Source organism: SAR202 cluster bacterium, assembly GCA_016872285.1.
In the GTDB taxonomy this organism is placed as follows: Bacteria; Chloroflexota; Dehalococcoidia; order Lucifugimonadales.
Window position 1 is genome coordinate 1 of sequence record VGZZ01000055.1, and the last position, 16,026, is coordinate 16,026.

General features: G+C 60.4%; 12 protein-coding genes. 5 read left to right on the plus strand and 7 right to left on the minus strand.

Translation table 11 applies throughout. The annotated features are described in order from the left end of the window. Positions 1–111 precede the first annotated feature (111 nt). Both coaBC and FJ320_11555 read right to left on the minus strand, forming a co-directional pair. Complete coding sequence (gene coaBC, locus FJ320_11550) at positions 112–1,305, minus strand: bifunctional phosphopantothenoylcysteine decarboxylase/phosphopantothenate--cysteine ligase CoaBC (protein ID MBM3926591.1); 1,194 nt, start codon at positions 1,303–1,305, stop codon at positions 112–114. Between the two features lie 204 nt (positions 1,306–1,509). Next, a complete protein-coding gene (locus FJ320_11555; protein ID MBM3926592.1) occupies positions 1,510–2,301 on the minus strand; it encodes a type III pantothenate kinase in 792 nt (263 codons plus the stop codon). Positions 2,302–2,448: 147 nt separating this feature from the next. Between FJ320_11555 and FJ320_11560 the strand changes: the two genes are divergently transcribed. Both FJ320_11560 and FJ320_11565 read left to right on the plus strand, forming a co-directional pair. Then, complete coding sequence (locus tag FJ320_11560; protein ID MBM3926593.1) at positions 2,449–5,589, plus strand: hypothetical protein; 3,141 nt, start codon at positions 2,449–2,451, stop codon at positions 5,587–5,589. A 14-nt stretch (positions 5,590–5,603) separates the two neighbouring features. Next, positions 5,604–6,596, plus strand: a complete 993-nt coding sequence (locus FJ320_11565; protein ID MBM3926594.1) for a cobalamin-binding protein — start codon at positions 5,604–5,606, stop codon at positions 6,594–6,596. Here the strand turns inward: FJ320_11565 and FJ320_11570 are convergent. Then, the gene (locus FJ320_11570; GenBank protein ID MBM3926595.1) at positions 6,589–7,266 is read right to left on the minus strand and encodes a peptidase S16; all 678 of its coding nucleotides are present in this window, start codon (positions 7,264–7,266) and stop codon (positions 6,589–6,591) included. The genes FJ320_11565 and FJ320_11570 overlap by 8 nt on opposite strands. Before the next feature lie 608 nt (positions 7,267–7,874). After that, the gene (locus FJ320_11575; protein ID MBM3926596.1) at positions 7,875–8,738 is read right to left on the minus strand and encodes a fumarylacetoacetate hydrolase family protein; all 864 of its coding nucleotides are present in this window, start codon (positions 8,736–8,738) and stop codon (positions 7,875–7,877) included. Between the two features lie 110 nt (positions 8,739–8,848). Between FJ320_11575 and FJ320_11580 the strand changes: the two genes are divergently transcribed. After that, complete coding sequence (locus tag FJ320_11580; protein ID MBM3926597.1) at positions 8,849–10,558, plus strand: amidohydrolase family protein; 1,710 nt, start codon at positions 8,849–8,851, stop codon at positions 10,556–10,558. Between the two features lie 80 nt (positions 10,559–10,638). On the opposite strand, the gene FJ320_11585 is transcribed toward FJ320_11580, so the two are convergent. Beyond that, complete coding sequence (locus FJ320_11585) at positions 10,639–10,977, minus strand: hypothetical protein (GenBank protein MBM3926598.1); 339 nt, start codon at positions 10,975–10,977, stop codon at positions 10,639–10,641. 175 nt (positions 10,978–11,152) lie between these two features. Further along, on the minus strand, positions 11,153–12,553 hold the full coding sequence (locus FJ320_11590; protein MBM3926599.1) for a DEAD/DEAH box helicase: 1,401 nt from the start codon (positions 12,551–12,553) through the stop codon (positions 11,153–11,155). A gap of 368 nt (positions 12,554–12,921) precedes the next feature. Between FJ320_11590 and FJ320_11595 the strand changes: the two genes are divergently transcribed. Continuing rightward, entirely contained in the window at positions 12,922–13,194 is a 273-nt protein-coding gene (locus tag FJ320_11595) for a hypothetical protein (protein ID MBM3926600.1), read from the plus strand. Positions 13,195–13,205: 11 nt separating this feature from the next. On the opposite strand, the gene FJ320_11600 is transcribed toward FJ320_11595, so the two are convergent. Beyond that, positions 13,206–14,402 carry an NAD(P)/FAD-dependent oxidoreductase gene (locus FJ320_11600; protein MBM3926601.1) on the minus strand — a complete coding sequence of 399 codons (1,197 nt, stop codon included), beginning with the start codon at positions 14,400–14,402 and terminating at the stop codon, positions 13,206–13,208. A 336-nt stretch (positions 14,403–14,738) separates the two neighbouring features. On the opposite strand from FJ320_11600, the gene FJ320_11605 reads away from it, so the two are divergent. After that, complete coding sequence (locus FJ320_11605; protein ID MBM3926602.1) at positions 14,739–15,857, plus strand: aminopeptidase P family protein; 1,119 nt, start codon at positions 14,739–14,741, stop codon at positions 15,855–15,857. Positions 15,858–16,026 lie beyond the last annotated feature (169 nt).

The window sequence follows — 16,026 nt, forward strand, 5'->3', positions numbered from 1 at the left end:
CGACGGTCTAATGAGACCGAGAATGAAACGGCCTGCCCCGCCGGCATCGCTGTGCTTGGAGAACAGTTTAGACCTTTTTTAAGATACAAGAATGACAAATTTGGGATCCTCTTACAAAAAAGCCCTCACCCTATCCAGCACCGTATCGGCTACGGCGTCTTTGGACATGAGGGGGAGGTCTTCCACGGCGCCGGACTTGTCGAGGAGGAGGACTTTGTTGGTGTCGGCGCCGAAGCCGCTGGAGGGGGCGGTGATGTCGTTGGCGACGATTAGGTCCAGGCCCTTGTCCGCGAGCTTCTTCTTGGCGTTTTTTAGCAAGTCCTGGCTTTCGGCGGCGAAGCCTACTTTTACAAAGCTGCCTTTGACCTCGGAGAGGATGTCAGGGTTCTTGACTAGCTCCAGGGTCAGGCCGTCGCCTTTTTCCTTCTTGATTTTCTGCTCGGCGGCCTTCGCGGGACGGTAGTCGGCGACGGCGGCGGCCATGATGAGGGCGTTGGCGGTCTTGGCGGCTTTGGCGACGGCGTCGCGCATCTCGACGGCGGTGCGGACTTTGACCACGTCCACGGCGACAGGGGCCGAAAGGGAGACTGGGGTGGTGACCAAGATGACGCGGGCGCCGCGGTCTCGGGCTGCTTCGGCCAGGGCGTAGCCCATCTTGCCGGAGGAGAGGTTGGTGAGGATGCGGACGGGGTCGACAGGCTCCTGGGTGCCGCCAGCGCTAACGACGACGGTCTTGCCAGCGAAGTCGCCCTTTCGGCCCAAGGCAGCGCGGATGTGGCCCATAAGCTCGGGTGTTTCGACGAGGCGGCCCACGCCGGTGAGGCCGGAGGCGAGGCGACCCTGGGCGGGGCCGACGATGACGACGCCTCGCTCTTTCAGGGTGGTGAGGTTGGACTGGGTGGCGGCGTTCTGGTACATGCCGCCGTCCATAGCGGGGGCCACGATGACGGGGGCGTTGGTGGCGAGGAGGGTGGTGGTGAGGGCGTCGTCGGCGAGGCCGTGGGCGAGTTTGGCGATGAGGTTGGCGGTGGCCGGCGCGACGACTATGGCGTCGGCGCGGTGGGCCAGGGCAACGTGCTCGACGGCGAGCTCGGAGTCGGGGTCAAAGAGGTCGGTGTGGATGTATCGGTGGGTGATGCTGCGGAAGGCCAAGGGGGTGACGAACTCGCGGGCGGAGGTGGTCATGATAACGTCGACGAGGGCGCCGGCCTGGGTGAGCTTGCTGGCGAGGTCAAGGGCTTTGTAGCAGGCGATGCTGCCGGTGACGCCGAGGACGACGTGTTTGTTGTGGAGGACGGGGATCATAGTAGGGGGCGACCCCCCCTCGCCCATCCCCGACCCCCCATCTTAATCTTCCCCCTCAAGGGGGGAAGAGACCTGAGGGGAGAGTTCAAAGGGAGGTGCGGTCTGGCCTGGCGGACGGAGCGTGGTGCTAGGGTTTCACCCTCACCTTTATCCTCTCCCATCAAGGGAGAGGAAAGAAGAGAGGCTGTCGAGCAGGCGATCGATTTAATCATGGCGGCGGCCGTCGGCGAGGTCCTGGTTGAGGTCGTAGACCATGCGGAGGCCGATGAGGGTGAGGTCGGGGTTGGTGGCGTCGAAGACTTTGGTCTCCTTGGCGATGACGCGGGCCATGCCGCCGGTGGCGACGACTCGCGCCTCCTGACCTAGCTCGCGCTTAAATCGATGCACCATGCCTTCGACTAGGCTGACGTAGCCGAGGAAGAGGCCGGACTTGAGGCTGTCCACGGTGTTCTTGCCGATGACGTTTTTGGGGGCGACCAGGTCAACGCGTTTAAGCTGGGCGGTGGCCTGATGAAGGGCCTCGGCGGCGACCTCGACGCCCGGGGCGATGGCGCCGCCCAGGTAGTCGCCGGTCTTGGAAATGGCGTCGAAAACGGTGGCGGTGCCAAAGTCCACGACTATGGCGGGACCGCCGTAGAGGCGGAAGGCGGCCACGGAGTCGACGACGCGGTCGGTGCCGACCTCCTTGGGGTTGTCGGCCAGGACGCGGATGCCGGTCTTGACGCCGGCGCTGATGGTGAAGGGCTGGACTTTGAAATACTCGCGGCAGACCTCCTCGATGGTGGCGGTGAGGGGAGGGACGACGCTGCAGATGGCGGCGCCGTCGATATCGGGGGTGCGGACGCCTTTGAGTGCAAGGATGTTGGTGATAGAGAGGCCGTATTCGTCGGGGACGCGGCGGGTGTCGGTGGAGAGGCGGCCGCGGCAGACGAGGTTCTGGCCGTCGAAGACGCCCATGGTGACGTTGGTGTTGCCTATGTCGATGGCGAGGAGCATGGAGAGATTATAGCAGGCGTGGGAGGGGCGATTTACGGAAAGAAGATTTGAGATTGACAGCCGGAAATACGGGGTGTTAAATTGCCGCGCTTTGTAATGGCACTGACGATACCAGTACGTAACCGCAGGTCTGAAAGGTCGGCTTAAATGAAGCGTCTGAATCTATTTGTCCTGGTTATGCTGGGCGCACTGGCCGCTATCGCTGGCAGCGCGGCAGTGGTCAGCGGAACGACGGGGGCAGAGGCGGTTTTCAGAATGCAAGAGGGGCCGCAGGTGCCGCCATCGGTTACGGTGAGCTTCGAAGACGACAGTGTTTACCATATTGGCAAGCATACGGTGACCTTCCAATTAAGCCCGGGTGGGCAGGTTACGGGGACGGGCGAGAGTCGCAGCGTGACCCGCTTTCAGTTCGACGGCTCCAGAAAAAAGGAGGACGAACCTGCCCAGCAGGCGGTCTGTGACCACGTTTACGTTGAAACATGGACATGGACTGGTGTGGAGAGCGGCTCCAGCCCGGAGGTGGGACAATACAGGTTTGACCTGGAAGTCCCATATGTCTTCCAATACAAGTCCGAAAACATCAATGGCTCGCTGCTGGAGGCGTACAAGAAGGCCTACCCTCTGGCCGGCGACCCCTGCAGAACGGAGCAGCCCAGGACTGAGCGTCCTCGCAAAGGCTCGGCTACGGTCAGGTACGACCAGAACCCGCCCTACGTTTACATGAGTGTCGGCAGCGGCTGGCAGAACACCTTTAACTTGGCTCCCGTGGCCCAGGAGGAGAAGGAGTGCGCCAAGACCACCGAGGCCGCCGGGGACCCAGAGAAAAAAGTTTATTCGACGCCAAAGGACCAGGAAAGCTATGTCCTGAATATGGCTGTGACTGACGGGTCGTCAAACATGAGGGCGCCGCTGGACAGGCTGGGAGGCAGCGGGTCGGTGCTCATCGCCTTTACGTGGCAGGATAGGCAGAAACAGCGCCACGTCAAATGCTTCCAAAAAAGCCTTTCGACGGTGTGGGGGCTGAGGGACGAAGCCATAGAGGAGGCGCGGCAAATCGGCGACTGGAACATCCAGCGGCCTGTGGCGACGGAGTTGTCGCTAATGGTGGACGTGCGGAGGGATGTACTGGACCAGATAGAAAAGATCGTGCGGGACCCGCAGAATTCTCAGGAGAGCGTCGATGAAAAGAAGGGGGAGAAGCTGCTGAGGGGTTCGTTGGTGGACTTTAGCTTTCAGATGTTTGTGTCCGACTCGACGAGCAAGGAGATCATGAAGACTCGCCCCGCCAAATTCACCTACGAGGTGCGTTATCCGGTGGTGTTCGTTCCGGGGACGGCGGGGTCGCGGCTGTCTGCGGAGGGGAGACAGGTCTGGCCGCAGAACATTAGCTCGGGCGGGTATGGGCTGACGGGGCTGTGGGCGCCTATGCGGCCGGACGAGAACGGCGGAGGACCTCCGGTGACGGCTTTTGAAGTCTTCCGATGTTACCTGGACTGTGCCGTCGCTTCCATATATCAGGGATGGCTAGACCACATGAAGGCGAAGGGCTACGAGGATGGGAAGTCATTGTTCCTTTTTCCTTATGACTGGCGGTTGGATATTACCAAGCACCCGGCGAACCTGGACAAGCTAGTCGATAAGGCGCTGGATATAGCCTACAACAGGAATGCAAAGGATTCGTCGGAGGCGGGCCGCCCTGCCTATGAGCGGCTGCCGGAGGACAAGGTAGTGATTGTGACCCACAGCCAGGGCGGGCTGGTGGCGAGGGCGTACACGTCGGATAAAAAGCGGGCGGAGAAGGTGGCGGTGATGATTCAGACGGCGCCTACCAACTACGGGTCGCTCAAGGCGCTGAAGGCCGCGGGCATGACGGGCTACAGCTTCGAGACGCCGTTCCTGGACACCCAGGTGGGTAAGTGGATGGCGAGGAACTATGGCGCGGCCTATTTCCAGTTCCCTATATCGCCCGGCGGGTCTGGAGAGATAGACCAGGTGCTTTTCGATGAGCAAGGTAAGCCGATATCGAACACTCGCGCCGAGCTTTCCAAGCTGACGACTTTCATGTTTTGTGACCACGGCATCCGGGAGTTCAGGGTGGGCGTGGAGATAGAGCCTTGCGCGAAGGCAACAATGAATACGCAGATAACGGGCGACGCCGTCAATTTTCACAGGAACCTGCCCAGCCCGGTGGCGCTGGGTGTGCCTACCTATGTCGTCGCGGGGACGGACCAGCAGACCATAGTGGGATACAGGCGCACATCGAGACAGACTAAGGTCTCAAGAAATCTGCTGTCGCAGGCGCTGGGGACGGATATGCCGGCGGGGGGCTTCAGCGGCAGCATTCCGGACACCGCGCTGATGAAGCTAGGGGTGCTGCCGCCCGAGACGATAGACCAGGCGAACTACAAAATCGTCAAGACGGAAGAGATTACAGCCGTTGACACGAACTACACCGTGGAGCTGCCCTACTACGCCGAGGTGTACGCGCCGTGCGGCGACAACCTGGTGCCGCTGCATCGCGCAGTAGACCTTCCGGGAGTAGAGCCTATCTATGTGGCGGGGGTCACCCACGGCGGAATGACGGAGGACGCAACGGTGCAGGAGATGGTGGATAGATTGCTCCATGGGGTAAGGCCCGTGAACCTCCCAAAGCCCCTGTGCAGCAGCCTGCCGACGGGGGTAAGCCAGGGGATTGGAATAACGGCGCAGAGCAGCCCGGCGAACCTGCACGTGTACGATGCCCAAAACCGGCATACGGGCCTTAGGGCTAACGGGACTATTGAGCTGGGCATTCCTGGTTCGACATTTGAAGTGCGGGGAGATACGCAGGAGGCGTGGCTGCCGTCGACGGACAAGGAGATTCGTGTAACGTTTGAGGGGCTGGTGGACACGAACTTCAACGTGCGCATTGTGTCCGGAAACGGGCGGACGGAGACACAGGTGGACTATCTGGAAATCCCGGAAACAAAGTCGAGCCGCGCGGAGATTAAGTTTAACGCCAGCAACCTTGGGAAGAGCACGTCGCTGACAAACGACACCAACGGGGATTCCAAGGTTGACCAGACGCTGCAACCTTCCAACGTCTCGACGATCACGGGAGTCAGTATTACGCCAGGGGCTACGGCAATAGCCACGTCTACGCCAACTTCCGGGAGCGGCGCAAAGAAGGGCGGCGGATGCGGCAAGTCCACCAGCGGGACGGTGGACTTTAGCTGGCTTCTGCAGGGGTTCATGCTCATCGGGCTGATGTTGGTGGTCAAGGTGAAGGGGCCGCGGAGGCGAAAGTAGGACTGCTAGCCTGATTGAAGGGCCGCTCCTGCCGTGTTACCTTGTCATCGAACGTGATTTTAAGGAATGCCGATGCGCATTGTCTCATTTTGCCTAGCGCGACAGAGATTGTATATACTTTAGGGCTGGGGGACAGCCTTTACGGCGTGACGCACGAGTGCGACTACCCGCCGCAGGCTCGGAGCAAGGCGGTGGTGGTGCGAAGCGCGGTGGAGACGGTGGGGAAGGATAGCAGCGCGATTACGGACGCGGTGCGGCAGCAGGCAGCGGCGGGGAGGCCGATGTATAAGATAGACCTGGGTGTGCTGAAGGAGGCGAAGCCGGACTTGGTGCTGACGCAGGCGTTGTGCGAGGTGTGCGCTGTGCCGACGCAGCAGGTGGACGAGGCGATGGACAGCCTACCGCAGAAGCCGCAGGTAGTGTCGCTGGACCCGTATTCAATAGATGACATGCTGAACAATATCCTATCGGTCGCGGAGGCGGCGGGGGTGAAGGGCGAGGGGGAGAGGGTGGTGGGGAGGCTGAGGGTGAGGCGGGACGCGGTGGCATCGAGGGCGGGGATGGCGTCGCATAGGCCGAGGGTAGTGTGCCTGGAGTGGCTGGAGCCGCTGCTGGTGGCAGGGCACTGGGGGCCGGAGATGGTGTCGCTGGCGGGTGGGGAGGACTGCCTCGGCAAGGCGGGCGAATCGTCATATAAGGTGACGTGGGAGCAAGTGGCGGAGGCGATGCCGGAGGTGGTGGTGGCGATGCCGTGCGGAATGGACGTTTCGAGGGCGCTGGCGGAGGTACATCTGCTGACGGAGAAGCCGGGCTGGGGCGACTTGCCTGCGGTGAAGAACAACGCTTTCTTCGTGGCCGACGGGAGCGCTTATTTCAGCCGGTCGGGGCCTCGGTTAATCGACGGGCTGGAACTGCTGGCGGAGGCGCTGCGTCCGGAGCTGTTTAAGGGCATTACGCCGGCGGGCGGGGCGTTTCGGGTTTACGGGAGGCTGTTCAGGCTTAGTTAAGGCGAGGGCCCTGGAAGGGGCGGACGCGTTCGATCTCTTTTTTCGCCAGGGCGATCTTTTCCTGTAGCAGTGGTATGCCTTTTTCCAATCGCTCCTTTGCCGAGTCCATTTGCAATAGATACTGGCCGACTTTGGGAGGCCGGGCGACGGCCTGGCCCAGGGCATGGGAAAGGGCTACGGGGTCGGAGGGGGTGTCGATGTTGCTGATCCAGCCGCCTTTGGCGCTGGCGAGGAGACGCCAGTAGTCGCCGAGAAGCTGCCGGGCTGTCGAGGCCAGGTCGCCGTAGTCGTCGGAGGGGACGTCGATAAGATACTGGACCTTGCCCATGAGGAAGGGGTATTCCTGGGTGGTCTCGACGAGGCGGAAGCGGCGCTCGCCGACGGTCTGGAGGGTGTAGCGGCCGTCGTCCAGCTTTTGGGCCTGGGTGATGCGGGCGGAGGTGCCGACGCTGTAGGGGACGGCGCCGTGGCCGACTTCCTGGCCCTCTTTTATCAGCAGCACGCCGAAGGGCGCTTTGAATTCCAGGCACTCGCCAATCATGATTTTGTATCGTTCTTCAAAGATGCGCAGCGGCAGCGGCATGCCTGGGAAGAGGACAAGGCTCAGGGGGAAGAGGCGGAGGTCTTCCGCCTGAGGCTGGGATTGGGTTTCTGGATTGTGGGTGGACATAGCGAATACAAGTATAGTAAGGGAGAGGGGCAGGGGCAAGGATAGGAGTATGGGGGGATTTGGGCTAAATGTGTCTTAGAGGAAAGGCCAACGTTGTTATCAGTCGAGATACTATTCCCTTTGTCCCCTTCCTGCTGACGTGTGATGCACAATGCATTCCTTGGACTTAATCGTGGTGCCCTCATCACCCCCTATCCCCCACTTCTTCCCGATTTGCATCGGGACAGGCTCTTTTCAATAGGAGAAGAGGGGGACCAGACGGATAGAAAACACTTCCTGCGCGAGGCTGGCGGAGCCTTATCGGGCTTTATCGTGGGCCGGAGACTTGGGTGTGGGCTATTTAGGCCAGGTCATGAGTATTAAGAGCGATGCTATTGCGCTTATAAGAGCGCCAATGAGAAGCCATTCGATAAATAGTTGGGTTGTGCTTTTCATATTTCAAGACCGGTTCTAGTTGTATTGGATTTTAAGTTGCAGGCAGTTAACGACAGGGTTAAAGGCCAACGCAATTTGATACGATGCTGAGCGCCATGCGGTTTCAGTCAATAAAGCCGGCGCTTCCGACGTGGGTATAGAGGCCGGGACTCAGGCTGCCGTCAGCGTATCGGTTACTTTTCCGCCACGATGGGGTTTTGCAGGACGCCGATGCCGTCGATGGCTACTTCCACGGTGTCGCCGGGCTTCATGCGGGAGGTGGCGCCGGTGGTGCCGGAGAAGACTAGGTCGCCGGGGTAAAGGGTGGCCTGCTGGCTGATGTAGCTGACCAGCTTGGCGAAGCTAAAGAGCATGTCTTTGGTGCAGGCTCGCTGCACTTCTTTGCCGTTGAGCTTGACGACCATTTCCAAGTTGCCGGCGTCGACCTCGGTTTCGATCCAGGGGCCGACGGGGCAGAAGGTGTCGCTGCCTTTGGCGCGCCACATAAAGTTATCGGCCTTCTGCCAGGCGCGTTCGCTGACGTCGTTGCCGCAGGTGTAGCCGAGGATATAGTCGGGGGCTTCTTTTTCGGTGACGCGGCGGCATTCGCGACCGATGACGGCCACAGCTTCGCCTTCGTAGTGGACGTCGCCGCCGGAGTCCTTGGGGATAACGATGTCGCCGCCGGTATGGTTGAGGGAGTTCCGGCCCTTGACCCAGGGCTGGGGAGTCTTGGGGAGGTCATGGATGCCGGTGATGGCGGCGGCGTGGGCCAGGTGGGCGGCAAAGTTCATGCCGGGCTGCCAGATCTGGACAGGCTCAGTGGGGGCCAGAAGCTGGACATCCTTAAGATTGTGAGCGTAATCCGTGGTGCGAAAACGTCGATATATGCTGCCGCGAATCTCGATGATTTTGCTGCCCTGGACGACGCCATGAGCGACAGCACGGTCTTTTTGGAACCTAGCGATCTTCATGCCACACCTCTCCCAGTGAACATGGGGGCATTTTAGGGAGGGCCGACGGGATGCGCAAGAGATAGAAAATGAGCGCCTTGACATGGTCTAACGTCGAACATAGAGTGGGGGCAATAAGACATTGAGGTAAACAAGCGAGGCGATTAGATTCTTCATCGAGTTCAGAACGGAAGATTATAAACAGAGGTGCGGTCATGGCCTACGATTTGCTAATCAAGAACGGGCGGATTGTGGACGGGACGGGGAGGCCGTCGTTTCAGGGGAACGTGGCGGTGAGGGAGGGGAAGATTGTGGAGGTGGGGAAGGCCAGCGGCCCGGCCAAACGCACCATCGATGCTCAGGGGCTGGTAGTGTCGCCGGGGTTTATCGACAACCACTGCCATTACGACGCGCAAGTGACCTGGGACCCGCTTTGTACCTTCTCGTGCTACCACGGGGCGACGACGGTGGTCTTCGGCAACTGCTCATTGACGCTGGCCCCAGCCAAAGAGGGCGACCACTACGCCCTGGCGCAGATGCTGTCGAGGGTGGAGGCCATACCGATGGAGGTCTTGCAGGCGGGGGTGCAATGGTCGTGGCGGACGGTGCCGGAGTATTTGAACGCCATCGAGCGGCGGCTGGGCGTCAACGCGGGGGTGCTGATGGGGCATTCGGCGATTCGAAGGTATGTGATGGGCGAGGCGTCGCAGGAACGGGACGCCACCAGGGATGAGATTGAGCAGATGCGAGGCATTGTGCGGGAGGGGCTGGAGGCTGGGGCGCTGGGGCTGTCGGTGTCGCGAAACCAAGGGCACTTCGATACCACGGGACGATTGCTGCCCGCCATACTGGCGCCGGTGGAGGAGATGATGGCGCTGGCGTCGGCGATGAAGGATGTGGGAACGGGGATAGTGCAGTGCGGGGGCGGGACGACGCCGGAGATGAAGGAGGGGCTGTGCAGCCGGCTGTCGCAGGCCAGCGGGAGGCCGGTGGTCTATAACAACATCACGCACCGGTGGAGCAGGCCGAACCAGTGGCGGGAACACCTGGACTATGTGAACAAAACGGTCAAAGAAGGGAACCGGGCATACCCGCTGCTGAGCCCTCGCCGGAACGTCAACCGGTTCACTATGATCAACGCGCAGGTCTTCGACCGGCTGCCGGCGTGGAAGCCGATCATGGAATCTTCGCCGGAGCGTAAGAAGGCGGCGTTCCGGGACAAGGAGATGCGGAAGAAGCTGCGATGGGAGGCGGTGGAAGGGGCGGAGGTGTCCTACAGCGCCTTCTCGCGTCGTTGGGACTACTTTTTTGTGGCGCAGCCAGCACTTCCGAAGAATCGATCGCTGAAAGGCAAGAGCATCGACCAGATAGCCAGGGAGCAGGGGAATGACGTGCTGGACGTCTTCCTGGACCTGGTGCTGGAGGAGGACCTGAAGACGGGGTTTGAGCTGGTGCAGGGCGGCGGCGACGAACAGGCCATGGCCGAGATGCTGCGGAACCCCAATGTAGTCATAGGGCTGTCGGATGGCGGGGCGCACGTTGTGTTCGAGGCGGGGTATGGGTACAGCACCTACTTTTTGGGGCACTGGGTGCGGGAGAAGCAGGTGATGAGCCTGGAGGAAGGGGTGCGAAAGCTGACATCCGTACCGTCGGAGCTATTCGGGATGGAGGACCGGGGGACGCTTAAGCCGGGCCTGAACGCGGACATAACGATTTTCGATCCAGAGACTATCGCGCCGCTGGAGCCGGAGGAGGTGGGGGACTTTCCAGCGGGCGGTCGCCGGCTGCGGCAGTTATCGCAGGGGGTGTACTGCACGATTGTGAACGGGGAGGTGCTGATTAAGGAGGGGAAGCATACGGGGTCGCTGCCGGGGAAGGTGGCGAGGAATGGGAAGTGGAGGAGTAAAGTGGAAACTGGACGTTAGAAAAAGGTGGGTAATAAGCCGTCAGAGACCCACTAAATCCTAGTCTTTTAGATGCCTGAACCCGCCCTTCAATTTGCCACTCACGTTGATGAGCCGTCCATGTACGGGGTCTGCTGCGAGGCCGAAGACTTCCAGAGCGACTGCCCCAAGAGAGGCTCCGTATCATCATCGCCAAAGATTACAGGTAGGACTTCCTCGACGCCATCGAGTCTTATGAGGGCTCGTCCTACCTGGTAAGTCCTTCCACTCTGGTCAGCGAGAATAAATTCCATTTCACGCAGAGGACGGATGCCAAGCTCGCTAAGAGTACTTCTTGGGACCAGGCTCATAGTCGCGCCTGTATCCACAAGCATATCCAAGGTCGTGGAGCGACGGCCCGCCATGTCGCTAATCCGAACTGGCATGGTAAAGGTTGCCATGGGCCGCCTCCCTTGCTTAGCTATATTCTACTAGATTAATCCCACTGAACTTACAACCGCAGACAAATATAACGAGAGTTATCCGCTTTTCCAAATAAAAACAGGTATCTCTACACGTCGAGATACCTGTTGATTTAATAACAAGGCTGCAAAGCTCAGGCTGTGGTCCGCTTGATTACCTGCCCCAACGTCGGAAGCGACGACGCGGTGTTGATACAGGCGTCCTGCCGGGGGCCGGCACAGTGGCTATGGTGGAAGGGCCGTGGCCGTTGGGCCAGGTTTTTCGGGGGAGGCTGCGGCCCAGGTCACGCTCGATCTGACGCCACTTGGGGCTGTCCTCACGGGTGACAAAGGTTACGACCTCGCCCTGGCGGCCCATGCGGCCGGTCCTGCCGACTCGATGGGTGAATAGCTGGGCGGTCTCTGGCAGCTCGTAGTTGATGACCTGCTCGATGCCGTTGACGTCGATACCGCGGGCGGCGACGTTGGTGGCGACGAGGATGGGCATGCTGCCGGAACGGAAGTCGGCCATGACGCGCTGCCGCTGGCTCTGGCTCAGATTTCCCTGAAGGGCCGCAGCGGGGTAGCCCATATCGGCCAGGCGGCCAGCCAGCTTGCGGACGCCGTGCTTGGTGCGTCCGAAGACCAGGATTGGGCCGTCGCCCCGGCTGTCCAGCAGAGTGCGAAGAGCATGTATCTTGGCCTCCGGATTGATGTCATAAACAACATGCTCGATTTCGGGGAGGGCTTCCATATCGTTGTCGACGCGCACCTTCTGGGGACTGCGCATGTGGCGGGCCGACACCTGGACGACCCAGTCGGCAATGGTGGCGGAGAAGAGGGCGGTCTGGCGGTTTGCGGGGGTCTTGGCGAGGATGCGCTCGACGTCGGGCGCGAAGCCGCGGTCGAGCATCTCATCGGCCTCGTCGAGGACAAAGACTCTGAGGTTGTGGAGGGAGAGGGTGCCCTGCCGCAGGTGGTCGAGGGTGCGGCCCGGGGTGCCGACGACGATCTGGGCGCCGCGCGAGAGGGCGTCGCGCTCAGGGCCGTAGGCGCGGCCGCCGTAGAGAAGGGTCACACGGAGGCGTTTGGAGGCGGCCACCTCCGCCAGCACGCCGCCGACCTGGATGGCGAGCTCCCGAGTGGGGGCCAGCACCAGGGCCTGGACGCCACGATGCGAGGGGTCGCAGCGCTCGACGATGGGTAGGGTGAAGGCGAGGGTCTTGCCGGAGCCGGTGCGGGCCTGGCCGATGACGTCGCGGCCTTGGAGAAGGATGGGGATGGCCTGGGCCTGGATGGGAGTGGGGGTAGTGATGCCCATTCGGACTACGGCGTCGCGGGTGGCGGGATGGAGGTTAAAGTCGGCGAACGAGCTTAACTGAGGACGAACTTTGGTGGCAAACATGAAGCGCTGAATCCTTAAATTTTGGAATTGTGGCTGATAAGTCAGCGCGTGAATTGAGAGGGAGAAGAACAGGAGCCTTAGAAAATCCTGTGCAAGACCCGGGCAAAGCCGGACTGACGATATAAGAACACTTGGGGGAGTATAACATACCATTACGAATTCCGCTACCATGGCGATGGCGATAGGCTGGGGCTAATAAGGGATAGCGTTAAGGACTTAGTGTTTGGAAAGCTTGGGCGTAGGCAATACCACTACAGGTCTGAGGTGTTGGGTGGTACAGTGTGTCCGTTCATTTCTTACGAGGAAGCAAGGTGAGCAACGCTAAGGCACCGTATGAGCATTATAGATAAGGTGAAAGACAGGATTGGGGGAGCCATTCTAGGGATGGCTATGAGCCTCATAGTCTTCTTTGTCGAGCGCAAGCTTAAAAAAACGCTGCGGAAACAGGAATCCGCCGCAGAGCTAAAGAGGCCGGTCAGCTAGGCCGGCGGTAAAGGCTCGCAACCAGGGCCAGGCTAAGTACGAGTCCGGCGGAGGCGATGCCAGCGGGGACACCCCAGGGAACCCGGCTGGACTACTTCGGTTCGACGGTAAACATCGCAGCTAGACTGCAACGATATTCATCTGGCGACGACGTCATAGTCTCGGAGGCTGTCCGTCGTGACCCTGAGGTGGAGCAATGGCTGTCGGCATCAAGGGCTGGTGTTCAGGTAATGCCCTTCGAGGCTGAGATTAAGGGATTTGATGACCAGCGGTTCCCTTTATGGCGAATACGATGCCCTACGCCTGAACTTGTTAAACAGTCTGAGTAGAGGCTTTCTGTTCACGTGTACTGCCCTGCGCAGTAGCCGGAGGCCCACGCCCACTGGAAGTTGTAGCCGCCGAGGGGGCCGGTGACGTCCACGGCCTCGCCGATGAAGTAGAGGTTGGGGGTCTTGAGGGCGGACATGGTCTTAGACGAGAGGCCGGTGGTGTCCACGCCGCCCAGGGTAACCTCGGCGGTGCGGTAGCCTTCGGTGCCGTGGGGAGAGAGGGTCCAGCGCTTGAGGGCGCTGATCACGGTGTCCATGTCTTTGAGGGAGAGGTGGGCCATAGGTTTGTTAGGAAGTGCGGTCTCACAAATGGCCTGGGCGAATCGTTTAGGGAGAAGGGCGGAGAGGATGGTGACGAGCTCTTTTTTGGGCTGGGCGGTCTGCTGTTCTTTAAGGAGGGGGAGCAGGTCTAGGCCGGGTAAAAGGTCTATAACGACGTAGTCGCCGGGGCGCCAGTGGGAGGAGATTTGGAGGATGGCGGGGCCGCTGAGGCCTCGGTGGGTAAATAACAGGTTCTCGGTGAAGCTGACGCCGTTGCATGTCACGACGCAGGGTATAGAGACGCCGGAGAGCCGATTACAGAAGTCGAGGAAGGGGCCGGTGAAGGTAAAGGGGACGAGGCCGGCGCGGGTGGGCGTGACGCCGAGGCCGAACTGGCGGGCGACATCATAGGCGAAGCCGGTGGCGCCCATGGGCGGGATGGAGAGGCCGCCGGTGGCGATGACCAGTGAATCGGCGGCGACGGGGCCCAGGGTGGTGTCGAGGAGAAAGGGGCTGTCGTGGCGGATGGCGGTGATGCTGCACTTCAGGCGGAGGGTGACGCGGGCGGACTCGCATTCATCGAGGAGCATACGTAGGATGGCCTGGGAAGTGCCGTCGCAGAAGAGCTGGCCCAGCTTCTTCTCGTGGTAGGGGATGCGGTGCTTTTCGACCAGCGCGATGAAGTCGTAGGGGGTGTAGCGGGAGAGGGCGGAGACGCAGAAGCGGAGATTTTGGGAGAGGTAGTCGTCGGGCGTGGCGTAGAGGTTGGTGAAGTTGCACCGCCCGCCGCCGGAGATAATGATTTTCTTGCCGGGGCGGTCTGCGTGCTCGATGAGGAGAACACGGCGGCCTCGCTTCCCGGCCTCGATGGCGCACATGAGGCCGGCGGCGCCGGCGCCGATGATGGCGACATCGAAGCGTTCTGAAGGTGAGAAAGCGTCATTCATTAGAGCTTAAGGTTAGCATTTTAGGAATGTCAGAGTTAGATGCGCAGTATGAGTTTGGCTTAAGTTGGACAGAAGATAGTATGATATGCGTACTTAATTCAAAGGACAGAACTAATGGCAGAAGCGCAGAAGAAACCCGAGAGGAAGCAAGAGACAACGGCGGAGTTTGTCGCGAGGATAAACAAGCCCAGCGGTAAGCATAACGGCCTCAAGGGCATGAAGCGGAAGAAGCAGCGGGCCAATAGGCTTGTCAGGTAGACCCACTCCGACTTAGACAGGCGATGCAACACGCATCGCCTTTACTGAGGGACTGATGAGGCCTTTGGGAGGTGGCAATTGCTCAATCGATATAGCAATCTGGAGACGCTGAAGCGGGAGATGGCGGCCAGCGACCTGGATGCGCTGGTGGCTATATCGCCGGAGAATGTCACATATGCCACGGGAGCCGTTATATGGACGCAGAGGTCGCTGCGGGACCGGCTGGCGATGGTGGTGTGGCCTCGCGAAGGTGAGCCGACTTTTTTGGTGGCTGGTCAGGAGGCGGGGTACGCCGGAGAACAGAGTTGGATAAAGGACATCCGCAGCTACGTGGCCCACGGGGACTCGCCCATCCGAGCGCTGGCATCGGCGCTGCGAGAGAAGGGTCTGGAGGCGGGGCGTATTGGGATCGAGATGGGCTACCTGAGCGCGGCGTACCATCAGGAACTTGCCAAGTCGCTGCCGGAGTTACAACTTACGCCATGCGAGTCGATATTTCAGAAGGCACGACTGGTAAAGACAGCGGCGGAGGTGGAGCTTCTAAGCAAGGCCGCTGTTGCGACGGAGCGGGCGTTACTAGCGACCTATGCGACGATTCAGCCAGGGGACAGGGAGCGGGTGCTGGTGGGGCGTTTGGCTGAGAACATGCTGGCGACGGGCGCGGACGCACCCTCCTTCCTGTACATGACGGTGGGGCCGAACACCGGCTACGCGCATCCATCGCCGACGGACTACGTCGCGCAGCCGGGAGACCTGGTAAAGACGGACTGCGGGGCGTTTTTCTCGGGCTATCAGTCGGACATCGCGCGGACGGCGGTGATAGGGAAGGCCAGCCCTGAGCAGCGGTCTATCTATGAAAGACTTGTGCAAGTACACGCGAAGACCATAGAGGCAATGAAGCCGGGTGTGGCGGCGCGGGAGGTGTTCCGGGTGGCGGTGGAGGAGTACAAGCGGGTGAACATACCCTTCTCGCTGGCCTTTGCGGGACACGGCCTGGGGCTTATCACCCACGAGGATTTATTGTTGTCGGACAGCGAAAGCGCCCCGCTGGCGCCCAACATGGTCTTCGCCGTGGAAACGCGGGTGAGGTGGCCGGGAAAGGCGGGGTATCACATCGAAGACCTGGTGGTGATTGGGGATCGGGGGCCAAAGAAGATCACTACGTTTATGGATACTGAGGAGTTGATGGAGTTGTAGGTATCTAGAGCGGCCATATATGAAAAGCCAAGCATTGTTTCATTCGAGATACCATCATCCCCTAGCCCCTTCTTCCTGCAGGAAGAAGGGGAAGAGAAAAAATTGCACCAATACCCCCTCTAACTCCCCCTTTTCCTCACGAGGAAAAGGGGGAGAACCAGACCCATCA